Source organism: Streptomyces diastatochromogenes (genome assembly GCF_002242805.1).
Taxonomy (GTDB): Bacteria; Actinomycetota; Actinomycetes; order Streptomycetales; family Streptomycetaceae; genus Streptomyces; species Streptomyces diastatochromogenes.
This window is the reverse complement of the sequence record NZ_MCGQ01000041.1, coordinates 177,184-199,671: the sequence shown is the minus strand read 5'-3', so window position 1 is coordinate 199,671 and position 22,488 is coordinate 177,184. Positions and strand designations below refer to the sequence as shown.

Below are 22,488 nucleotides of genomic sequence, written 5' to 3'. Positions count from 1 at the left end.
CCCTTCACGTCAGACAGTGCGCGAGCGGCTCCCCGCGCACCCAGCGGCCCACCTCGGCGGCGGCGATCCGGGCCGCCTTCTCCGCGACCGCCCGGCTGGCCCCGCCCAGGTGCGGGGTGAGGACGACACGGTCGGCCAGAGCGGGCAGCCGGGAGTCCGGCGGGAGCGGTTCGCGGGCGTAGGTGTCCAGGGCCGCCGCCGCGAGCCGCCCGCCCTCCAGCGCGTCGCACAGCGCGTCCTCGTCCAGCAGCGGCCCCCGGGCCGCGTTCACCACCACCGCTCCGGGCGGCAGCAGCGCCAGCTCACGGGCACCGATCAGACCGCGGGTCTCGGCGGTGAGCCGGGCGTGCAGGGTGATGACGGCGGAGCGGCGCAACAGGTCGTCCAGCGAAGGCATCCGCAGCCCGTGCACCTCCCCGCGCACATAGGGGTCGTACACCATCACCCGCGCCCCGAAGGCGCACAGCACCCGCGCCACCCGGCTGCCCACCGCGCCGTAGCCGACCAGCCCGACCGGCAGGTCCTCCAGCTCCAGTCCGCCGCGCTCGTAGGTGTAGTACGCCGATCCGGCCCAACTCCCCTGGCGGGCCAGGAGTTCATGGGCCTGTGGGATGCGGCGCAGGGCGGCGAGGAGCAGGCCGACGGTGAACTCGGCGGTGGCGGCGGCGTTGCGGCCGGGCGCGAAGCACACCCGGACGTCGTGCCGCTTCGCCGCGTCCAGGTTGACGTTGACCGGCCCGCCCCGGCAGACCACCACCAGCCGCAGCTGGGGGCAGGCGCCAAGGACGCGTTCGGTGACCGGACCCATCTGCGTGACCAGGACCTGCGCGCCGTCGAGGGCGGAGATCAGCTCGTCCTCGGCGTCACTGGCCTCGCTCACCTCGGCGACCGGCCCGAACGGTTCGAGGGGCCAGCCCAGGGTCAACTCCCGTACATCACAGGCGGCTTCCTGCCCGAGGGCGGCCGTGATGAGGGACGGCAGGACGAAGTGGTCGCCGGCGGCCACCACACGCACACTGGAGGTCATCGCAGGGTGTCTCCCGTCTCGGCGTCGAAGACATGGGTGAGTCCGGCCGCCACCCGGACCCGCTCGTCGTGCGCGAGGCGCACCTCGGGCCCGGTGAGCACCACCAGGTGCCGCTCCACCCCGTCGAGGGCGAGGGTGGCGATGCCCGACTCCAGCAGGGGTTCATGGGCCACGACCCGGGCGGGGATGCCGCCGTCGCCGGTGAGGCTCAGGTCCTCGGGGCGGATGCCGACCACCACGGCCCGCCCCTCGGCCACCGGCACCGGGAGCGCGATCCGCACCCCGGCGGACAGGCGTACGTGGCCGTCGGCGGTGGCGGTGCCGGGCAGCAGGTTGATCGCGGGCTCGCCGACGAAGTCCGCCACGAAGGACGTGGCGGGGCTGTCGTAGATCTCGTAGGGCGTGCCGAGCTGCTGGATCACACCGTCCCGCATGACGGCGATCCGGTCGGCGAGGGACAGGGCCTCCTCCTGGTCGTGCGTGACCAGGATCGTGGTGTGGCCCAGGTCGCGCTGGATGCGCTTGAGCTCCCGGCGGGTGGTGTCGCGCTGGGCCGCGTCGAGATGGGACAGCGGCTCGTCCAGCAGGAGGACGTCCGGTTCCCGGATCAGCGCCCGGGCCAGCGAAACGCGCTGCTTCTGCCCGCTGGACAGTCCAGCCGGGCGGGCGTCGAGGACGTCGGTGAGGCCGACCCGCTCGGCGATCTCGGCGACCTTGCGCCGCACATCTCCGCGCAGGCTCCTCCGGCGCGCCCTCAGCCCGAACGCCAGGTTCTCCGCGACCGTCAGCGGCGGATACAGCGCGTAGTTCTCGAACGCGACCCCGATGTTCCGCTCCTGCGCCGGACGGCCGGTCACCGAAGCGCCCCCGACCAGGATGTCCCCGCCGGTCACCGACTCCAGACCCGCGATCATCCGCAGCGTGGTGGACTTTCCGCACCCCGACGGGCCCAGCAGCCCGAGGAGTTCACCGGACCGCAGTCCCAGGTCCAGGCCCCGGACCGCCTCCACCGCCGGGCGGCCCCGCGACCGGTAGGTCTTTCGCAGCTCACGTAACTCCAGCGCGGTCATCGCCCTCCCTCGGATCCGTGGCGCACACCTCGTACCGCACCTTGTGCTCGTCCAGGTCGCGCAGCGCCTCCGCCGACGCGCCGTCGTCCACCAGCAGCAGGTCGAAGCGGGAGAGCGGGGCCACCCGGTGCAGGGCGACCCGGCCCAGCTTGGTGTGGTCGACCAGCAGCACGTTGCGCGCGGCCGCGTCGAGCATCGCCCGCTTCACGGAGACGATGTGCTGCTCCTGGTGGTAGGCGTAGCCGCCGTGCACGCCCGACGTCGACACGAAGCCCACGTCCACCCGCAGCTGCTCGACCGCCTCCACGCAGGACACCCCGAGGAAGGAGGAGTGCAGCCCGTCGTAGTCGCCGCCCAGGGCCATCAGATGGATGCCCCGCCGGCCGGCCAGGAGGTTGATCGCCTCCAGGAAGTTGGTGACGACCGTGAGCGGGGTGACCTCGCCGAGCCGGAGCCGACGGGCTATCTCCAGCGTGGAGGTGGAGTCGTCGAGGAGGATCGCCATGCCGGGCTCGATCTGCCGCAGGGCGTGTGAGGCGAGCGCGGCCTTCTGCGGGCGCATGGTCTTCAGCCGGTACTGCACGTTCGACTCGAACACCCCGGACGGCTGCGCGGTCACCCCGCCCCGGAACTTCCTGACGATCCCCTGCCGTTCGAGTTCGTCCAGGTCCCGGTGGATCGTCATCAGGCTCACCCCGAACCGCTCGGCCAGCTCGGCCGCGGTGGCCGAGCCCTCGGCCAGCACGCGCTCGGCCATGGCGGCCTGCCGGGCCGCGGGTCCCTGCTGTGCACCACTGCTCATCACGTGCTCTTCCCGATCCGTCGTCCCGGACGCCCTGGCCGGTCGGCCTCGAACACCAGCAGGTTCTCAGCCCGGACGGCCGGGCGGACCGGTTCGTCGGGACGCAGCCCGGCCGCCTCGCTCCGGGGTACGACGAGCGACAGGTGCTGCGCGCCGATCCGCACGGTGACCTCGACGGAGCGGCCCAGCACCTCGGTCACGTACACGGACCCGGAGAGCCGGTGGCCGTCCCCGGCCAGGGAGACGTCCCGGGGCCGTACCCCGACCAGCACCTCGCTGCCGGCGGACGCCCGCACGGGCAGCGGCAGTTCGACCGCGCCGTCCACCGACCGGAATTCCCCGGCTTCCGTCACCGTCCCCGGCAGCAGATTGATCCGCGGCCGCCCGAAGGCCCGCGCAACCTCCGTGTCGTAAGGCCGGTACCAGATCTCCTCCCGGGTGCCGGTCTGCACGATCCGCCCGTCCCGGATGACCCCGATCCGGTCGCCGAGCGCCAGTGCCTCGACGGAGTCGTGGGTGACGTACAGCGTGGTGGTGCGCCGGACGGCCCCGATCGCCTTCAGCTCGGCGCGCATCTGCTGGCGCAGCTTGGCGTCCAGGTGGGAGAGGGGCTCGTCGAGGAGGAAGGCGCGGGCCGGACGCACCAGCACCCGGCCGAGGGCGACCCGCTGCCGCTGCCCGTTGGACAGCTGCCCCACCGAGCGGTCCAACAGACCGCTGATACCGAGAAGTTCGGCAATCGCCCCGACCCGCTCCCGGGCCTCGGCGGCGGGCAGCCGGTGCCTCGGTGAGCGCAGCGGCGAGACGAGATTGTCGTACACCGAGCGGTGCGGATACAGGGCGTAGCTCTCGAAGCACATGGCCACACCCCGGTCGTACGGCTCCACGTCCCGCACGTCCCGGCCGTCGATCTCGACGGTCCCGGAGTCGGGCCGCTCAAGCCCGGCGACGGTCTTCAGCGTGGTGGTCTTGCCCGCGCCGGACGGCCCGAGCAGACAGAAGAACTCGCCCTCCTCCACCCGGAGTTCGATCCCGTCGAGAGCGGTCGTCCGGCCGTACGCCTTGTGCACGTCCCGCAGTGCGACGCTCATGACTTCACCGCCCCGAACGACAGCCCGCGCACCAGATACCGCTGGATGGTCAGGGCCAGCAGCAGCGGCGGTACGACGGAGACCAGTGCGGCCGCGGCCGTGAGGTTGTACTTGGGCCGGTCGCCGCCCAGGAAGGACAGCGCGCCCACGGTCACGGTCTGCGCGGAGCTGGAGGTGAGGATCAGCGGGAAGACGAAGTTGTTCCAGGCGAAGATGAACGCCAGCAGGGACACCGCCGCGATGCCCGGCTTCACCAGCGGCAGGGCCACCCGGAAGAAGGCCTGCTTGCGGGAGTAGCCGTCGAGCAGCGCCGCCTGCTCCAGCTCCGGTGTCAGATCCGTGAAGTACGACCGCATGATCCACACCACCAGCGGCAGCGTGACCAGCTGCAGCACCCACACCATGCCGACGTACGTGTCGAACAGCCCCAGCTTCTGGTAGAGCACGAACAGCGGGATGATCACGGTGAGTTCGGGCGCGAACCGGAACGACAGCAGCGTGAACATCAGGTTCTCCGAGCCCCGGAACCGCCAGCGCGCCGAGGCGTACGCCGCCGGCAGCCCGACCACCAGCGAGAGCGCGACCGCGCCCACCGACACCACCAGGCTGTTGACGAAGAACCGTACGAAGGGGATGCCCTCGCTGTCCCCCAGCACGGTCCGGTAGGAGTCCAGCGTCGGGGTGAACGAGAAGTACGTGCTGAAGAGTTGGTCGGCGGGCTTGAGGGAGAGGAGCACCATCCAGGCGATCGGGAAGAGCGCGAAGAGGAAGTAGAGGATGAGGGCGGCATCGGCCAGCCGGCCCACCAGGCGTCGCTTCACCGGGACACCTCCGCGGCCTTCCGCTGGATCCGCCCCAGATGCCGGACGAGGACCATCGCGGCCAGGTACACCACGGCCCACAGCACGATCGTGTAGCTGATCCCGAAGGAGTACCGCTGGAAGCGGATCGCCTCCAGATAGGCCCGGATCTGCAGGACGACCGTGGAGTCGCCCGGACCGCCCTCCGTCAGGGCGTAGATGATGTCGAAGACCTTCAGCGAGTCCATGAACCGGAAGATCACCGCGACCAGGACGTACGGCCACAGCATCGGCAGGGTCAGCCGCCGGAAGGTGTACCACCAGCCGGCGCCGTCCACGGCCGCCGCCTCGAAGGGGGAGGTGGGCAGCGACCGCAGACCGGCCAGCGCCAGAATCGCCACGAACGGGGTGTAGACCCAGACGTCCACGGCGATCGACGACAACAGGGCGCCCGTCGGGGTGTCCGTCCACTGCACCCCGCCGAGCCCGAAGGGCTTCAGCAGGTGGTTGACCACACCCACCGACGGCTGGAGCATCAGCTTCCACATGATCGCCGCGATCACCGGGGCGATCATCAGGGGCAGGATCAGGATCTTCTCCAGCACCCGGCCGACCAGGGACGAGCGGTGCAGCAGCAGGGCGACGGAGACCCCGAGCACGGTCTCCACGGCAGCCGCGCCGACCGCGTACAGCACGGTCACCCAGGCCGAGTTCCAGAAGGCGTCCTGCGTGAACACGGTCTCGTAGTTCTGGAAGCGCACCATGTCCGGCTGCGGTTTGCTCGCCGAGAAGTCGAACAGCGTGTAGTACAGGCCGAGCGCGAAGGGGTAGAGGATTCCGCAGGTGAGGAGCAGCGCCGGTACGACGAGGAGGTACGGGCGCAGGGTGACTCGCAGGCCCATCAGCCGACCTTGGACCTGAGGTCGCTCGCCAGCCCGTTCAGCACGGACCGGGCGTCCTTCCCGCCGTAGATCTCCTGGAGGCCGGCCGCCCAGCTGGTGGTGGCGTCGAAGAACTGGGCCTGCGGGGTGAACTGGATCTTCGTCTGGTCGACGACCGTCTCGAAGGTCTCGATGAACCCGGGCAGGTGCCGCATCTTGTCCTTGTAGGCGCCGTCCTGGCTGACCGACTTCCGTACGGGGTCGATGTGGTTGTTCGTGAGGGCGGCCCTGCGCAGGTGCTCCTTCCCGGTCGCCCACTGAAGGAAGAGCCAACTGGCGCTCTTCCGCCTGCTCCTGGCGTTCATGCCGAGCGACCAGATCCACATGTTGGTGGCGAGCGACCCGTCCGGCCCCTTGGGCCCGGGGTGGAAGGCGATCTTCCCCGAGGCGGGAGAGGCTCCCTTCACGGCCTGGAAGTAGGCGGCCGTGTCCGCGTCGAACAGCATCCCGGCCTTCTTCGCGCCGAGGTCGCTGGAGCACTGGTACCAGGTGTACGACGTCCAGGACGGCGGCCCGCCCTGCCTGACCATGCCGGCCCAGTCCTCGGTGAAGGCGACGGCCTTCGGGGTGTTCATGGCGGGGGTGAGCTTCCCGCCCTTGACGGTGAAGTCGTGCAGCCCGTTGCGGGCGTACATGGTCATGAACCCGGGGTGGATGGTCGCCCAGCTCCTGGACCCGCGCACGGCGATCCCGTACATCCCGTCGAACCCGGCGCCAGGGGCTCTCTTCTTGATGGCGCCGGCCAGCTCGCGCAGCTCGTCGAAGGACTCGGCGGGCTTCAGCCCCAGCCTGTCGAACACCTCGGTGTTGTAGGCGACCACGTTGGTCTCCCAGCCCCACGGCAGCGCATACTGCCCGCCCTGACCGAGCGGCGCGCCCGCCTTCAGCGACCACTGGTCGGCCTGCAGGAGGTTCGGGAAGAAGTCGGCCTGGTCCCATTCGGCGCCGGTGGCGGAGGAGTTGCGCATCCAGGGGCCGAGGTCTTCCAGCCACCCCGGTGGCCCGTACTGCCACACCATGTAGGCGCCGAGCATGAAGACGTCGTACGAGGCCCGCCCGCTCGACAGATCCACGGTGAGCTTGTCGAAGTAGTTGTCCTCGGGGAAGACGTCGTACTTCACCTCGATGCCGGTCTTCTCGGTGAAGGACTTCAGGTCGGCGATCAGGGCGTCCGCGTACGGGTGCTTGTTGAGCAGCGCCCTGACCGTCGTGCCCTTCTCCCGCCGCCAGTCGAAGGAGCCGGTGACGTCGTCCGCGGCCGAACCGTCGCTCTTCTCGTCGTCACCGCCGAAGCCGGCGCCGCAGGCCGCGAGGAACGGGGTCGCGGCGGCCCCCGCGGTCAGGGCGAGGAAGCGCCGGCGGTCGTGCACGTGCCTGTTCATCCGTGACCTCCGTCGGTGGGGCGGTGGGGTCGGGCCGGGTTAACAGTGCGAGTCGACTCGATAACAGAGGGTGTAACGGCGAAGGAAGCCCGTCAATCCCTTGTGCACGGGGAAATCAGGGGGAAATCTCAGAGAGATATGGGAAGTTCACAAGACCGTTCGCTATCTGCGGGAGGTCCGGATGGGTTTGGCGTGGCTCGGGATCGATCTCGGCACGCAGGGGGTGCGTGCCCTGCTCGTGACGGTCGACGGCGGCGTCCTCGGCAGCGGCGCGGCGCCCCTGCGGCGCGGGCGGCGGGAGGGGGTGCGGCACGAGCAGGATCCGGGGGAGTGGTGGGAGGCGGTGTGCGCGGCCTGCCGGGCCGCGCTCGACGGGGTGCGGGTGCGGGTGGCGGGACTCGCGGTGTGCGGGACCTCCGGGACCGTACTGCTCACGGACGACACCGGCCGCCCGGTGAGCCCGGCGCTGATGTACGACGACGGGCGGGCGGCGGCCGAGGCAGGCCGGCTGCGGTCGGCGGGGCTCGCGGTGCAGGACACCTGGGCGCTGCCGAAGGCGCGGTGGCTGGTCGGCCGGTACGGTCCCGGCCGGGTGGCGCACCAGCCCGACCTGATCAACGCGCGTCTCGTCGGCGGGCCCGTCCCCACCGACTCCAGCCACGCCCTGAAGACGGCGTACGACGTGGAGCGCGACCGCTGGCCGGACCTCACCGGGCTGCCCTCCGGTGCCCTGCCCGACGTCGTACGCCCCGGCACCCGGCTGGGCGAGGTCTGCCCGGCGGCCGCCGAGGCCACCGGCATCCCGGCCGGCACCCCGGTCGTCGCGGGCATGACGGACGGCTGCGCGGCACAGATCGCCTCGGGCGCGCTGCGGGAGGGTGCGTGGAACTCGGTGCTGGGGACGACCCTGGTGCTGAAGGGGGCCGCCGCGGATCCGGTCCATGACCCGACCGGCGTGGTCTACAACCACCGTGCTCCCGACGGCACGTGGCTGCCCGGTGGCGCCTCCAGCGTGGGCGCCGGTGTCCTGACGGCCCGCTTCGGCAGTGCCGACCCGGCCGCGCTGGACGCCGCGGCCGCCGCCTTCGAGCCCTCGAACGCGGTCGCCTACCCCCTCGTCTCCCCGGGCGAACGCTTCCCCTTCCACGCCCCGCAGGCCACCGCCCTCCTCCTCGGCGCCCCGGAGTCCGACGCCGACCTGTGGGCCGCCCTCCTGCAGGGCGTCGCCTTCACGGAACGCCTCTGCCTGGACTACCTCCACCATCTCGGCGCCCCTCTGGACGGCCCTCTCACCTTCACCGGCGGCGCGGCCCGCAGCCCCTACTGGACCCAGCTCCGCACCGACATCCTGGGCCGCCCGGCCAGGGTCCCGGAACAGACCGAACCCGCCCTGGGCATGGCCGCACTGGCGGCCTACGGCACCGGCGCCGCACCCACGCTCGCGGACGCGGCCGACGGCATGGTCCGCATCGGCACGACGGTCGAGCCCCGCCCGGACCGCACCGCACGCTTCGCCGAGCCGTACGCCCGGCTGGTGGGGGAGCTGGAGTTCCGGGGGTGGCTGCCGGGGGCGGTGGCGGCGCATGCGCGGGCGCGGCTACGGCCGTGAGGGAGCCGTCGGTGATCAAGGCACAAAACATTCTGACGGGCTTTTAGCTCGATCGGATGGACAGACCGGGACAAGCCTTGCAGGGGTCCCGCGCGCCACAAGATCCTTCCTGGAGAAGGGACTTCACGAAAGGCGCATACGTGACGTATCAGGGTGTGGTGTTCACTGCCCCGTGGCCGCTTCGGTTCAACCCGCATGTGGACGCGGCTCGCGAGAGCGCGATCGACTGGATGAGAAGGTTCGATCTGCTGCACGGCGAGCAGGCCGTCGAGGACTTCACGAACTGGCGCCTGACGGAGGTGGCCGGGTTCTTCTACCCCCTGGCCGACCTCGACGCGTGCTGTACCGCCGCGCAGATGATGGGCTGGTACTTCCTGCCGTTCGATGACCAGTTGGACGGGGAGGCCGGGCGCGATCCGCGGCGGGTGGCCCGCATCTGCGGTGCGCTGATCGACATCGTGCACGGTGTGCCGGGCACGGAGCGCCATCAGGCGCCGACGGTACGGGCGTTCGCCGACCTGTGGGAGCGCATGGTCCGGGGGATGTCCGCTCCGCTGCGCTCACGCGTGGCCCACCACTGGTCGTCGTACTTCGCGTCGCAGCTCACCGAGGCGATCGACCGTACCGACGGCCGCGTCCACACCGACCTGGAGGAGTACTTCCAGCTCCGGGCCGCCACGACGTGCGCCTTCGGGCAGAACGACCTGGCAGAGCACTGGGGTGGCGTCGAGGTCGCGCCGGTGGTGTGGCACCACCCGCTGTTGCGGCGTATGCGGCAACTCGCCGCGGATCTGGTCGGGTTACGCAACGACTCGATGTCCCTCGTGCACGAGGACGTCACCGGCGGGCACAACGTGATCCACCTCGTCGAACGCACCCACGGCTGCACCCGGGACGAGGCGCTGGTCATCGCGTCCGGGATCGCGCAGGGCAAGGCCGACGAGCTGGTGGAGCTCGAACGGCGGGAGCTGCCCCGCCTTGCCCGGGCCCTGGACGACTCCCAGCGGGTCGCGGTGGCCGGGTACGCGGACATCCTCCATGACTGGATCTGCGGTGACTACGAGTGGGAGCGGATCACCACCCGCCATCACGCACACCGCACGCTGCCCGAATGGGCGACCTCCCTGCTCGTCGGCGCCGAGGGCTGAGGAACTGTGACAGCGATCCATCCCGCCCGGCCGACGGCCCGCCCGGCACCGCTCGCGCCCGGCGCCCTGCCGGTCGTGGGGCACCTCAGGCAGTTGCTCACGGACCCCACCGGCTTCCTGACGTCGCTGCCCGCGCACGGTGACCTGGTGGAGATCCGGCTGGGGCCCCGGCCGACCTACGTCGTGTGCGGTCCCGAACTGGTCGCGCAGGTCCTGCTCACCGGACGCCGTGACTACGACAAGGGCGGTCCGTTCTTCGAGAACATCGCCGTCTTCTTCGGCGACGGTCTGGCCACCTGCCCCGACGCCAAGCACACGCGGCTGCGCCGGCTGACCCAGCCGGCCTTCCACCCCGGCAAACTCGCGGACTACCAGGAGCTCGCCGGTCGTGAGATCGCGGCCGTCCTGGGTACCTGGCGCGAGGGGCAGGTACTGGATGTCTACCGGGTGATGCAGGAACTCGCCCTGCGCATCACCGTCTCGACGATGTTCGCGTCCTGGTTCGCGCACACGGACACCGCGGCGGAGACGGTCCAGCGGACACTCGCCGACGTCGACACACTGGTCAGCGGCGCTTTCCTGCGCATGGTCGCCCCCGGTCTGGCCCGGTTGCCGCTCGCGGCCAACCGGCGCTACGAGCAGGCCCGTCTGTCGCTGTACGCCAGGATCGACGAGACCGTCGCGGCCTACCGGCGGGACGGGACCGACCACGGCGACCTGCTGTCGATGCTCCTGGCCGAAGACGGTGACGGATCCGCCCTGTCGGACGCGGAGGTCCGCGAGCAGGTGATGACGATGTTCATCGCCGGCATCGGCACCACGGCCGCCATGCTCGCCTGGACCCTCCACTACCTCTCGGTCGACGACGCCCTCGATGCCGTCGTCGCACAGGAGGCCCGTCGGGCCCGTGGCACCGCCGCCCGCGACGAACCCCCACCGCGGCTGCCGGTTCTGGCCGACGTCGTCGCCGAGACCTTCCGGATCCGGCCGGCCGCCTGGATGTTCAGCCGGCTCACCGTGCGCCCCACCGAGCTGGGCGGCCACCGGCTCCCGGCCGGAGCCGACATCCTGCTCAGCCCGTACATCCTCCACCACCGTGCCGACCTGTTCCCGGAGCCGGAACGCTTCGACCCCGGGCGCTGGAGCGGTGACGCACGCAGCTGGGCGAAGGCCGAACGCGCGCTGACGATGATCCCGTTCGGCGCCGGATCCAGAAAGTGCATCGGCCGCGACTTCGCCGTCGACAACATCACCCTGGCACTGGCGTCCATCCTGGCCACCTGGAAGCTCACCCCCGCAGGCCGACGGCCGGTCAGGCTCAGCGGGCGCAGCATCATCGAGCCCCGCGGCCTCAGCCTGCGCCTGCACCGCCGCCCGGCCGGCGTTCCCCGCCCCGCCGGATCCGAGGGAGAGCAGTGACCGTCTCCGCCACGGCACCGACCGCACCGGTCCCCACCGCACCGGGCCGTCTGCCGCTCCTCGGCCACGCCGTCCCCCTGCTGCGGAACCCTGTCCAGCTCCTGCAGTCCATCCGGCCCATCGGTGACATCGTGCGCATCCGCATCGGACCGCTGGACGTGTACGTGCTCAACTCACCGGACCTGGTCCACCAGGTGTTCGCCTCCGAGGCCGCCACCTACCGCAAGGGCCGGTTCTACGAGAAGTTCCGCCCGTACCAGGGCAACGGGCTGTTCACCACGGACGGCGACGAACACCAGCGGCAGCGCCGGCTCGTGCTGCCCGCCTTCCACCGGGAGCGGCTCAGGACGTACACGGACGTCATGCGACAGGTCGCCGCGGACCACTGCGCCGACTGGACACCGGGCGCCGCTCTCGACATCTGCGCCGAGATGTACGCGCTCACCAGCGAGGTGGTGGCGAAGGTCCTCTTCGGCGGCGGACTCGACCGCGAGCAGGTGGCCGGCATCCAGGCCTGGCTCCCCGTGTTCATCCAGGGCATGGGCCGCAGGGTCGTCTCGCCCGCCGCGTGGCTGGACCGGCTGCCCACTCCCGGCAACCGCCGCTTCGACACCGCACAGCGCCGACTGCGGGGTCTGGTCGACGACTTGGTCGAGGCGCACCGCCGGGACAGCGGCGACCGGGGCGACCTGTTGTCCATGCTGGTCGCCGCCCGCGATCCCGACACCGGCGAGCCCATGTCTCCCGCACGGCTGCGGGACGAGGCCATGACCTTCCTGACCGCGGGAATCGAGACCGTCTCCACCACCCTCACCTGGCTCTACCACGAACTCGCCACCCATCCCGAGGTGGAGAAGCGCCTGACCACCGAACTCGACGAGGAACTGGGCGGTCGTCCGGTGACCTTCGACGATCTGGCGGGCCTCCCGTACACCCGGAGCGTGGTCCGCGAGACGCTCCGGCTGCACAGTCCCGCCTGGATGCTCATGCGCCGGCCCGCGGGCCCCACGACGCTCGGCGGGGTGGCTCTGCCGGCGGGTGCGGAACTCCTGTTCAGCCCCGCCACTCTGCACCGCGACCCCGCGCTCTACCCACGGCCCCTGGAGTTCCGCCCCGAACGCTGGCTCGACGGCGACACGGCCCCACCACCGTTCCTGCCCTTCAGCACGGGCCCGTACAAATGCCTGGGCGACCACTTCGCCCTCACCGAACTCGCCGCCACCGTGGCGACCGTCACGGCGCGCTGGCGTCTCGTCCCGGTCTCGTCCCGCGCCCCTCGCGAGGTGGCCGGTGCCGCACTCTCCCCGGACCGCCTCGTCCTGACCGCGCGGCGACGCGACGCCTGAGCCGAAGCGGCCGCTCCCCGGACGCCCCGGGAGACCGGCCTGCTCGAAAGACCTGCCCGGCACACCCCGGACCCTCCTGCGGCATGCCCGCGGGAGGGCCCGGCCGGGCGGAACCAGCGATCCGGCCCGCCGGATCCCGACCAGTAACAGGAGATGAGGAAACATGCTCGGAAATGTGCAGCAGACCAACCTGGACCGGGTCTTCGACACCCTCGACGTCACTCGGGACGGCGCCATCAGCAAGGCCGACTTCCAGATCATGGCCCAGCGCATGCGCGCCCTGCGTCCCGCCATGGACGCCAAGCTCGCCACCGAGATCGACGAGACCTTCGACGCCTGGTGGGAGGCGATCCGCAGGGCCGCCGACGCCGACGGCAACGGGGAGATCACCCGCGAGGAGTTCGTCGCCGCGATCGCGCAGGGCCTGGAGAACGACCCCGAGTACGTCGACAAGATGGTCAAGGTGTCGGTGGTCACCTTCAACGCCGCCGACGAGGAGGGCGACGGCAGGCTGACGCCCCTGCAGGTCGAGCGGATCTACCGCGCCTATGGCGTGAACGAACAGCTCAGCTCCGAGACGTTCTCCCGCATCGACCTCAATGGCGACGGCTTCGTGAGCGTCGACGAGTTCGTCCGCGCGGCCCGCGACGTCTACAGCAGCAACGACCCCGAGGCACCCGGCGTCGTCATGTTCGGCCCCCTGAACTGACATCGCACGCCCTGGCGTACGACGGTCCCGGCACTCGTGTGCCGGGACCGTGGCGCCCGGTTGTTCCCGAGGAATGGAGCATGGCATGACGATCTCCCCGTCGGACATGACCGCACGGATCCAGGAGTGGGCCGACTCGTTCTCCCTCGACCGAACTGCGCAGGGTCCAGGTCGCGCCGGACCACGCCGTGGCCCAATGGGTGTGGAGCGGCACACTGAGCGTCGCGGACTTCCTGCAGCAGATCTGCGCCCCGACACAAGCGCCGACACAAGCTCCGACCGAAGGAGTCCGGCCATGAGCGGCGCCGCACGGATCGCCCTGGTCACCGGCGCGTGCGGCGGGATCGGCACCGCTGTCACCCAGGCGCTGCTCGACGACGGCGCCACCGTCATCGCCGCCGACCTGACACCGCGGGACGGCCGGCCCGTCGAACCCGGATGCGCCGACCGGTTCCTGCTGCGCGAGCTCGACGTCGCCGACGAGACCTCGTGGAGCGACCTTATCGACGAGGTCGAGGAGCGCTTCGGACGGCTGGACGTGCTGGTGAACAACGCCGGTGTCATGCGCCCCGGTCCGCTCCACACCACGTCGCTCGAGGACTACACCCGCATGGTGGCGGTCAACCAGACCGGCGTCTTCCTCGGCATGCGCGCCGCTCTGCCGCTGATGATCCGAGGAGGCGGCGGACAGATCATCAACGTGGCGTCGTTCGCGGGCCTCGAAGGCATCCCCGGGCTCGCGGCCTACTGCGCCTCGAAGCACGCCGTACTCGGTCTCACCCGCGCGGCCGCCATGGAGGTCGTCGCCCAGGGCGTCCGGGTGAACGTGATCTGCCCCGGTGCCGTCGCCACGCCCCTGCTCCAGAACACCGACTTCACCCGTCTCGGCTACGCTCCCGAGGAACTTCTCGCGCATGTCCCCCTCCAGCGCCCCGCCGCGCCGGAGGAGATCGCCAAAGCCGTCATGTTCCTGGCCGGTGACGCCTCCTCCTACATGACGGGGTCGACGCTGGTGGTGGACGGCGGCTGGACCGCCGGCCGCTACGCCCGCACGTTCTCGGCCGGTTGACGACCGCGGCCGGCCGGAGGGACCGGCACCGGGAATACTGCTCACCATGACCTCGGCCGCCACCCTCCTGCTCGCCCGCCACGGCCAGACCGTCTGGCACGCCGAGAACCGGTACGCCGGCGTCAGCGACGTCGGCCTCACCGACACCGGGCGCGCCCAGGCCGAGGCGCTGGGCCGCTGGGCCGCCGCTCATCCGGTGGACGCGGTCTGGACCTCGCCCCTGTCCCGGGCGATCGCCACCGCCGAGCCCGCCTGCCGCGCCCTCGGCCTCACCCCGGGGCGCGAAGACGACCTGAGGGAATGCGACTTCGGGGTGGTGGAGGGCCGTACGCTCGCCGAGTTCGAGAAGGAGAACCCCGAGGCGGCGCGGGCCTTCCGCACCGACCCGGTGGCGCACCCGTTCCCCGGCGCAGAGGACCCTCGCACCGCAGCCGCCCGGGGCACGGCCGCCCTGCGCCGGATCGCCGCCGCACACCCCGGCGAACGGGTTCTCGTCGTCGCCCACAACACCCTGCTCCGACTGGTGCTGTGCTCGCTCCTGCACATCCCGGTCGCGGAGTACCGCCGTGTCCTCCCGAGGTTGCACAACGCGGCGGTGAGCGAGATCAGGATCACCGGGGACGACACGGCACTGCTCTCGCTCAACGTGCCCTGTGAGCCGTAGTCACCGCCGCAGCAGCCCCCGCTCCATGGCCACCACCACCGCCCGCGTCCGGTCGTTGACGTCCAGCTTGGCGAAGAGACGCAGCAGATGCGTCTTGACGGTGGCCTCGGAGATGACCAGACGGCGGCCGATCTCGGCGTTCGTGAGCCCGTCCGCCACCGCGTCGAGGACGTCGGTCTCGCGGGCGGTCAGCGGATCCTGGACCGGGCGCCGCATACGGGCCACCAGCTTCTCCGCCACCCGGGGGGCGAGGACGGTCTCACCGCGCGCGGCCGAGCGGATCGCGTCGACCAGCTGTTCCCTGGTGGTGTCCTTGAGCAGATAGCCGATGGCACCGGCCTCGACCCCGCGCTCGATGTCGGCGTCGGTGTCGTACGTGGTGAGGATCAGCACGCGGGTGCGCGGGTGCCGGGCGACGATCTCGGTGGTCGTCGCGACCCCGTCCAGCACGGGCATGCGCAGGTCTACCAGGGCCACGTCCGGGTTGTGGCTGGCGACCAGACCGAGGGCGGCGCGGCCGTCGCTCGCCTCGCCCACGACCTCGATGTCCTCCTCGCCGTCGAGCAGCGCGATCACCCCGGCCCGCATCACGGTGTGGTCGTCCACCACGACGACCCGCAGCACCTCTTCGCTCATGCCGGAATCACCGCCAGGATCCGGGTCCCGTCCCCCACCGAGCTGGTCACCGTCAGCCGCCCGCCCAGTTCGGCGAGCCGTTTGCGCATCCCGTCGAGGCCGAAGCCCGTGGAGGCCCCGACCACGAATCCGGTGCCGTCGTCCGTGACCTCCAGTTCCACGCCGTGCGGACGCCGGGCCAGCAGCACCCCGACCGTCGAGGCCCGGGCATGCTTGCGCACGTTGGCCAGGGCCTCCTGGGTGCAGCGCAGCAGCGCGATCCGGGTCTGCTGGTCGCAGTCGAGGTCGGCCAGCTCCGCGTCCACGGTCAGCCCGGTGTCCTCGGCGAACCGGTCGACGATCCGCTGCAGGGTCTGCGCCACCGAGCCGGGGTGCGCGCCGCCCGGCCGGGCCGAGCCGACCAACTCCCTGGCCTCCGCCAGGTTCTCCCGGGCGGTCGACTCGATCGAGACCAGCTGCCGGGCGCTGCGTGCGGGGTCGGTGGCCAGGCCGTCCCGGGCCGCCTCCGCCAGGACGACGATCGAGGCGAAGCCCTGCGCGAGCGTGTCGTGGATCTCCCGTGCCATCCGCTCCCGTTCCTCCGCCGCGCCCTGCCGCAGATGCGCCTGGGTCAGCTCGGCCTGCGTGCGCTCCAATTCCATGATCAGCCGCGCGCGTTCGCTGCTCTGCTCGACCACCGCGCGCGCCCACAGCCCGATCAGCACCCCGACCGCCACCACGATCAGCGTGCCCACCACCGTCTCGCCGAAGAACTTGCCGGACCAGCCCTGCCGCACCCAGCCGCCCAGCAGCGTGCCGGTGGTGGCCAGCCCCAGGAAGGCGAGGGAGATCCTCGGGGTGCGGCCGAACATCCAGTAGTGCGGCAGCGTGACCATGAACAGGGCCGCGTAACTGGTCCCCAGGTAGGCGAGACCGGCGAGCGCGATCACCAGCACCGCGAGATACCCGTGCGGCCGTACGACGGGATGGGCGGGGCGGCGGTCCAGCACGACGAAACACAGGGCCACACTGCCCAGCAGGGCGAGGGCCGCGTACCGGTCGGCGCCCTGGCTCAGCGCGGTGATCCCGACCGCCATCGCGGCGAACAGGAGCCGGCACACCACGTTCCAGCGGCGCAGCGAGGTCGCCCAGAGGGCGTCGGCGGTCGTGACCATACCTGTCAACCTACGTCCACCAGCGCGGGGTTCGGGCCGGGGACCTCGGTTTCCGACGGCCGCACGGGCCACCAGGCGCGCGCGCCGAACAGCAGCAGGGCCGCCGGCAGGATCAGCACGCGCACCACGAAGGCGTCCAGCAGGACGGCAGCGGCGAGCACGAATCCGATCTGCTTCATCTCGATGATGTGCAGGAAGACGAAGCTCACGAAGACGGTCGTCATGATCACGGCCGCGCTGGTCACCACGCTCGCCGACCGCCGGACGCCCTCGACGACAGCCTGCCGGGTGGGCGTGCCGGCGAGCACCGCCTCCCGGATCCGGCTGACCACGAACACCTGGTAGTCCATCGACAGACCGAAGAGGATCACGAACAGGAACAGCGGCACCCGCGAACCGATCGACCCGGTGGAGCGGAAGTCCAGCAGCCCCTCGGCCCAGGTGTGCTGGAAGACCAGCACGAGCAGACCGAGCGCGGCCGCCGCCGACAGCAGGTTCAGTACGACACCGAGCACGCCGAGCACGACCGAGCGGAACGCGTACAGCGTCATCAGGAACGTCACCAGCAGCAGTGCGCCCAGGACCAGGGGCAGTTTGCCGTCCTGATGGGCCGGATAGTCGGCGTAGCGGGCCACGTCACCGCTCACGCCGTACCGCGCGCCGCTGATCCGGCCGACCGTGGCGGGCAGGTAGTCGTGCCGCAGATGCTTCAGGGAGGCCTCGGCCTGAGGGGAGTTGCCCAGGTACGGCACCCGCAGCTCCAGGGTGCTGGTGCGGTGGTCGGCGGCGGTGCGGATGCGGGCGTAGTCGGTGAACAGCGGGTCGGCGGCGGCCCGGTGGGCCAGTGCGCGCAGTTCCGAGGTGACCTGGGCGGAGCGCGAGGCAGGGGCCTGTACGACGACCTGGTGGGCGACCCGCCGGTCGGGGAACTCCGCGTTGAGCCGGTCGTACACCCGCATCTCGGGGATCGCGCGGGAGTGGGTGTCCCGGCTCATCTCGGTGATCCGCAGGCCGGTCAGGGGGAGGGTGAGGGCGAGCAGGGCGAGGACCGAGCAGCACAGGGTGGCGAGCGGATGCCGGGCGGCGGGGCGCAGCAGCGCGGACCACAACCAGCCGTCCCTCCCGCCGCGCGGGCGCCGGGCGGGCTTGCCGTGCACCGCCCTCCCCCACTCTCGGCTTCGCTCGAGCGGGGGGACCCCCATCCGCTCCCTGCGCTCGGCCCGCTTGCCCAGCACGGTCAGGAGTGCCGGCAGCGCGGTCAGGGAGCTGGCCACCGCGACCAGTACGACCACGATCGTGCCGGTGGCGAGCGAGGAGAAGATCACGTCCGAGGCCAGGTACAGCGTGGCGGTGGAGGCGACGACCGCGAGACCGGAGACGACGACGGCCCGCCCGGACGTCGCCGCCGCCAGCTCCACCAGTGCCTCCGTCCCGAGCCGGCCACCGGAGCGGGCGCGCTCCTCCCGCTCCCGCTTGAGGTGGAAGAGCGTGTAGTCGACGCCGACCGCGAGGCCGATCATGAGGATGACGTTCTTGCCGACCCCGGCGTCGGGGGTGAGGTGCGAGGCGACCATCGCCAGTCCGACGGCCGCCGCGATCGACGACAGCGCGAGCAGCAGCGGTACGGCGGCCATGGTGAGTGAGCCGAACACGATCAGCAGGGTGACGAGGGTGACGGGCAGGCTGATCTTCTCGGACAGGGCCAGGTCGTCGTCGCGCTGCTGGTCGACTCCCTTGCTGACGGAGGGGGATCCGGTCTCCTGCACGAGCAGGCCGGGGTGTGCCCGCTGTACCGCCCGGGTCTGCGCGAGGAGCGCGCCGACCTTGTGGTCGGCGTCCAGTTCCTCGCCCTTGAGCGACACCTCGACCATGAGGACGCGTCCGTCGGAGGACCGCACCGGGTCGGCCACGTCCGCGACCTCGGGCAGGTGCCGCATGCGTCCGGTCAGCTCGCGGACGGCGGAAGCCGCGGGTCCTTCGTCCAGGGGGCCCGACCGGGCGGAGATCAGGATCTGTTCGGTGGACAGGCGTCCCAGGTGCCCTTCGTCGGCCATGGTCTCGGCCCGGCCGGCCTCGCCCACCCGGTAGTCGGCCGTCTTCGCGCTGTTGGTGCCTACGGCGCTGCCGACGCCCAGGCACAGCGCCACGAAGAGCAGCCAGCCGAGGAGGGCCCGCCAGGGATGCCTGGCGCTCCAGCGCGCCATGCGCACAGTCAGTGAGTTCATACCCAAAAGCCTTGCTGAGCAGGGCATTTGGCGGACACGGGTGCTCGGTTGAACTTGCCGTCAGCCGATCGGTGGACCCCCGGGGTGGGGAAGACCCCCGCGAGTCAGGTCCTCGCGGGGGCCTCCTTTCATCCGCCTGCCAACGTGAAGGGTGAGAAGACGATCACGAGGCAGGACACTTCGGGGCGCCTCAGGGGGCGAGCAGGAGCACGTCCGTGCGGGACTTGGCCGCCGTGTACCGGCGGGCCACGTCCTGCCAGTTGACGACCTGCCACATCGCCTCGACGAAGTCCACCTTCTGGTTCCTGTACTGGAGGTAGAAGGCGTGCTCCCAGGCGTCGAAGACCAGGATTGGGGTCGTGCCCTGGCCGACGTTGCCCTGGTGGTCGTAGACCTGCTCCACGATCAGCCGCCCGCTCAGCGGCTCGTACGCCAGCACACCCCAGCCCGAACCCTGGGTGGTGGCCGCCGCCTTGGACAGCTGTGTCCTGAAGGCGGCGAAGGAACCGAAGGACTCCCTGATCGCCTCCGCCAGCTCACCCACACCGTCCTGCGCCAGAGGCTCGCCGCCGCCGTCCTTCGGGCCGGTCATGTTCTGCCAGTAGATGCTGTGCAGGATGTGCCCGGAGAGGTGGAAGGCCAGGTTCTTCTCCAGGCCGTTGATCGAGCCCCACGACTCCTTGTCCCGCGCCTCGGCGAGCTGCTCCAGCGTGTCGTTGGCGCCCTTCACATAGGCGGCGTGGTGCTTGTCGTGGTGCAGCTCGATGATCTCGGGGCTGATCACGGGGGCGAGCGCGGAGTAGTCGTAGGGCAGGTCGGGCAGCGTGTAGATGGGCATGGGTCGTTCCCCTTCGAACCTCTTATTGCAAAGAGCTTGCAACTACACGCTAGCAACAAAAAGACCCCCGCGGGTGCACCGCGGGGGTCTTTCGGGAGGGGCTCGAAGGGGAAGGGCGAGGTCAGGACCTGGCCCGCACCCGCTGCCACACGTACCCCACGGCCGCGAGGAACAACGTCATCCCACCGGTCGAGTACAGCTGAACGCGGGTGCCTTCCTCCCGCGCCATCAGCACGAAGATCGCCGCCATGCCCGCCAGCGCGACCCACGTCAGCCAGGGGAACCCCCACATCCGTACGACCAGCTTCTCCGGCGCCTCCCGCTCCACGCGCCGCCGCAACACCAGCTGGGAGACCGCGATGAAGATCCAGACGACCAGGATCACCGCGCCGATCATGTTCAGCAGCCAGGGGAAGACGTCGTCCGGCCGCCAGTAGCTGAGCAGCACGCACACGAAGCCGAAGACGGAGGAGGTGAGGACGGCGATGCGCGGGACCCCGCCGGAGACCTTCGCCAGGACCTTGGGGCCCTGACCCCGCTCCACCAGCGAGTAGGCGATGCGCGAGGAGCCGTAGATGTTGGCGTTCATCGCGGAGAGCAGGGCGACGAGGACGACGACCTTCATCACCTGGCCGGCGCCGGGGATGCCGAGATGGTCGAGGGCGGCGACGTACGGCCCCTTGTCCGGGTTCGCGATGTCCTTCGAGTCCCACGGGACGAGCGTGATCACGACCGCCATCGACCCGATGTAGAACAGCGCGATGCGCCACATCGCCGTGCGGACCGCGCTCGCCACGCCCTTGACCGGGTTCTCGGACTCGGCGGCCGCGATCGTGACCGTCTCCAGGCCGCCGTAGGCGAAGACGGAGGCGAGCAGGCCGACGATAAGACCCTCGCCGCCGTGCGGGAAGAAGTGGGTGAGGTTCGCGGTGCCCGGGGCGTCCGTGCCGGGGAGTACGCCGGCGATGGCCAGCCCGCCGAGGACGAGGAAGAGCGAGATCGCGCCGACCTTCAGGGCCGCGAACCAGAACTCGAACTCGCCGAAGTTCTTCACCGCGGCCAGGTTCGCCCCGCAGAACACCAGCATGAACAGGGCGACCCAGGCCCACTGTGGGGTGCCCGGCAGCCAGCCGGTGACGATGTTCGCGGCGGCGATGCCCTCCAGGCCGACGGCCGTGCACAGCAGCACCCAGAAGGACCAGCCCGCGGTGAAGCCCGCCCACGGGCCCATCGCCCGCTCGGCGTGCGCGGAGAAGGAACCCGAGGACGGGTGGGCGGCCGACATCTCGCCGAGCATCCGCATCACCAGCATCACCAGGAGGCCGGAGAGGGTGAAGGCGAGCACGATGGACGGTCCGGCCGCGGCGATACCCGCGCCGGAGCCGACGAACAGGCCCGCGCCGATCACACCGCCGAGGGCGATCATCGACAGGTGGCGCTGCTTGAGACCGTGGGAGAGGGAGACACCGTCCCGCTGCTGCGGTGGCGTCTCGGTGGTGGTGCTGGGCATCGGCGCGGCTCGTCCAGTGCTGAAGAGTGGGCAAAAACGCCCACAGTCTGGGCGGCCCGTCCGCTCACGCGAACGAGCCGCCCAGTATGCGGACACCCCCTGTACGCAGGGTGAGTGCGACGTTACGCGGCCACGGGTGTGTAGTGCGAGGCGTCGCCCTCGATCGAGTAGCTCTCCTTGCCCTCGATGCCGACCGGGACGTCACCGGCGACGGTCACCCGGTGCAGACGGCGCGGCTGCCCGTCGTAGTTGTCGATGGCGTAGTGCTGGGTGATCCGGTTGTCGAAGAGGACCAGCTGGTTCTCCGACCAGCGCCAGCGCAGGATGTTCTCCGGGCGGGTGACGTACGCCTGGAGCAGGTCGAGGATCCTGCGGGACTCGCCCACCGACAGGCCGGTGATCCGCTGCGCGAACCCGCCGATGAACAGCCCGCGTTCGCCGGTCAGCGGGTGGACGCGGACCACCGGGTGCGCGGTGCGGTACTCGATGGACGTGAACTGGGCGCGCTGGGCCGCCTTCTCCTCGTCGATCTCCTCGTCCGGCACCGCGTAGTCGTAGTCGTTGGTGTGCTCGGCCCACAGGGTGTCGGCCAGCCGGCGCAGCGGCTCGGGCAGGTCGCGGTAGGCGGCGGCCGCGTTGGCGATCAGGGTCTCGCCGCCGTACGGCGGGACGGTGATCGAGCGCAGGGTGCTGGCCTGCGGCGGGTTGAGGACGAAGGTGACGTCCGTGTGCCAGTGGTTGGCGCGGCCGCGCTCGCTGTCCACGGGCAGCACGTTCGGGGCACCCTCGACGGCGCCGACCGTCGGGTGGGCGGTGGTCAGGTCGCCGAAGTGCCGGGCGAAGGCCTGCTGGCCGGCGTCGTCCAGGCCCTGGGCGTCGAAGACGAGCGCCTTGTGGGCGTTCAGGGCCTCGCGGAGCGCGGCGACCTGCTCCGGGGCGAGGGGCCGGGTGATGTCGACGCCGGAGACCCGGGCGCCGATGCGTGCGGTGACCTTGGTGATCCCGATGGACATGGTCGCTGGTCCTTTCAGACGAGTCGGATGAGTCA

General features: G+C 71.1%; 20 protein-coding genes. 7 read left to right on the top strand and 13 right to left on the bottom strand.

Annotated elements, in window-relative coordinates; genetic code table 11:
* Positions 1 to 4: 4 nt before the first annotated feature.
* From BEK98_RS37565 to BEK98_RS37535, 7 genes are read right to left on the bottom strand one after another with little or no spacing between them, the layout of a single operon-like run.
* Complete coding sequence (locus tag BEK98_RS37565) at positions 5 to 1,027, bottom strand: 2-hydroxyacid dehydrogenase (RefSeq protein WP_094221241.1); 1,023 nt, start codon at positions 1,025 to 1,027, stop codon at positions 5 to 7.
* Positions 1,024 to 2,097, bottom strand: a complete 1,074-nt coding sequence (locus BEK98_RS37560; protein WP_094221240.1) for an ABC transporter ATP-binding protein — start codon at positions 2,095 to 2,097, stop codon at positions 1,024 to 1,026. Before BEK98_RS37560 ends, BEK98_RS37565 begins: the two co-directional genes overlap by 4 nt.
* The gene (locus BEK98_RS37555; RefSeq protein ID WP_094221239.1) at positions 2,075 to 2,899 is read right to left on the bottom strand and encodes a DeoR/GlpR family DNA-binding transcription regulator; all 825 of its coding nucleotides are present in this window, start codon (positions 2,897 to 2,899) and stop codon (positions 2,075 to 2,077) included. The genes BEK98_RS37560 and BEK98_RS37555 overlap by 23 nt, the downstream gene beginning before the upstream one ends.
* A complete protein-coding gene (locus tag BEK98_RS37550; protein WP_094221238.1) occupies positions 2,899 to 3,990 on the bottom strand; it encodes an ABC transporter ATP-binding protein in 1,092 nt (363 codons plus the stop codon). Before BEK98_RS37550 ends, BEK98_RS37555 begins: the two co-directional genes overlap by 1 nt.
* Positions 3,987 to 4,811, bottom strand: a complete 825-nt coding sequence (locus tag BEK98_RS37545; protein WP_094221237.1) for a carbohydrate ABC transporter permease — start codon at positions 4,809 to 4,811, stop codon at positions 3,987 to 3,989. The genes BEK98_RS37550 and BEK98_RS37545 overlap by 4 nt, the downstream gene beginning before the upstream one ends.
* Positions 4,808 to 5,692, bottom strand: a complete 885-nt coding sequence (locus BEK98_RS37540) for a carbohydrate ABC transporter permease (protein ID WP_094221236.1) — start codon at positions 5,690 to 5,692, stop codon at positions 4,808 to 4,810. Before BEK98_RS37540 ends, BEK98_RS37545 begins: the two co-directional genes overlap by 4 nt.
* On the bottom strand, positions 5,692 to 7,113 hold the full coding sequence (locus BEK98_RS37535; protein ID WP_094221235.1) for an ABC transporter substrate-binding protein: 1,422 nt from the start codon (positions 7,111 to 7,113) through the stop codon (positions 5,692 to 5,694). The genes BEK98_RS37540 and BEK98_RS37535 overlap by 1 nt, the downstream gene beginning before the upstream one ends.
* Positions 7,114 to 7,294: 181 nt before the next feature.
* Here BEK98_RS37535 and BEK98_RS37530 point away from each other — a divergent pair, with 181 nt between their 5' ends.
* From BEK98_RS37530 to BEK98_RS37500, 7 genes are all read left to right on the top strand, one after another.
* Positions 7,295 to 8,722 carry an FGGY-family carbohydrate kinase gene (locus tag BEK98_RS37530; RefSeq protein ID WP_094221234.1) on the top strand — a complete coding sequence of 476 codons (1,428 nt, stop codon included), beginning with the start codon at positions 7,295 to 7,297 and terminating at the stop codon, positions 8,720 to 8,722.
* A 140-nt stretch (positions 8,723 to 8,862) separates the two neighbouring features.
* Positions 8,863 to 9,870 carry a terpene synthase family protein gene (locus tag BEK98_RS37525; RefSeq protein WP_094221233.1) on the top strand — a complete coding sequence of 336 codons (1,008 nt, stop codon included), beginning with the start codon at positions 8,863 to 8,865 and terminating at the stop codon, positions 9,868 to 9,870.
* Positions 9,871 to 9,876: 6 nt separating this feature from the next.
* Positions 9,877 to 11,289 (top strand): cytochrome P450, encoded by a 1,413-nt coding sequence (locus tag BEK98_RS37520; RefSeq protein ID WP_094221232.1) that lies wholly within the window; start codon positions 9,877 to 9,879, stop codon positions 11,287 to 11,289.
* Entirely contained in the window at positions 11,286 to 12,635 is a 1,350-nt protein-coding gene (locus BEK98_RS37515) for a cytochrome P450 (RefSeq protein WP_167444346.1), read from the top strand. Before BEK98_RS37520 ends, BEK98_RS37515 begins: the two co-directional genes overlap by 4 nt.
* Before the next feature lie 163 nt (positions 12,636 to 12,798).
* Positions 12,799 to 13,344 (top strand): EF-hand domain-containing protein, encoded by a 546-nt coding sequence (locus tag BEK98_RS37510; RefSeq protein WP_094221230.1) that lies wholly within the window; start codon positions 12,799 to 12,801, stop codon positions 13,342 to 13,344.
* A 295-nt stretch (positions 13,345 to 13,639) separates the two neighbouring features.
* Positions 13,640 to 14,413, top strand: a complete 774-nt coding sequence (locus BEK98_RS37505) for an SDR family NAD(P)-dependent oxidoreductase (protein WP_167444345.1) — start codon at positions 13,640 to 13,642, stop codon at positions 14,411 to 14,413.
* A gap of 46 nt (positions 14,414 to 14,459) precedes the next feature.
* Positions 14,460 to 15,077, top strand: coding sequence for a histidine phosphatase family protein (locus tag BEK98_RS37500; protein ID WP_094221228.1), 618 nt, complete (start codon positions 14,460 to 14,462; stop codon positions 15,075 to 15,077).
* Here BEK98_RS37500 and BEK98_RS37495 read toward each other — a convergent pair whose 3' ends face one another.
* From BEK98_RS37495 to BEK98_RS37470, 6 genes are all read right to left on the bottom strand, one after another.
* Complete coding sequence (locus BEK98_RS37495; protein WP_094221227.1) at positions 15,078 to 15,713, bottom strand: response regulator; 636 nt, start codon at positions 15,711 to 15,713, stop codon at positions 15,078 to 15,080.
* The gene (locus BEK98_RS37490; RefSeq protein WP_094221226.1) at positions 15,710 to 16,867 is read right to left on the bottom strand and encodes a sensor histidine kinase; all 1,158 of its coding nucleotides are present in this window, start codon (positions 16,865 to 16,867) and stop codon (positions 15,710 to 15,712) included. Before BEK98_RS37490 ends, BEK98_RS37495 begins: the two co-directional genes overlap by 4 nt.
* A gap of 5 nt (positions 16,868 to 16,872) precedes the next feature.
* Complete coding sequence (locus tag BEK98_RS37485; RefSeq protein WP_094221225.1) at positions 16,873 to 19,092, bottom strand: MMPL family transporter; 2,220 nt, start codon at positions 19,090 to 19,092, stop codon at positions 16,873 to 16,875.
* Positions 19,093 to 19,282: 190 nt separating this feature from the next.
* Positions 19,283 to 19,930: a superoxide dismutase gene (locus tag BEK98_RS37480; RefSeq protein WP_094221224.1), complete on the bottom strand. Its 648-nt coding sequence runs from the start codon at positions 19,928 to 19,930 to the stop codon at positions 19,283 to 19,285.
* 121 nt (positions 19,931 to 20,051) lie between these two features.
* Positions 20,052 to 21,440 (bottom strand): amino acid permease, encoded by a 1,389-nt coding sequence (locus tag BEK98_RS37475; protein WP_094221223.1) that lies wholly within the window; start codon positions 21,438 to 21,440, stop codon positions 20,052 to 20,054.
* Between the two features lie 122 nt (positions 21,441 to 21,562).
* Positions 21,563 to 22,453: a TauD/TfdA dioxygenase family protein gene (locus BEK98_RS37470; protein ID WP_094221222.1), complete on the bottom strand. Its 891-nt coding sequence runs from the start codon at positions 22,451 to 22,453 to the stop codon at positions 21,563 to 21,565.
* Positions 22,454 to 22,488 lie beyond the last annotated feature (35 nt).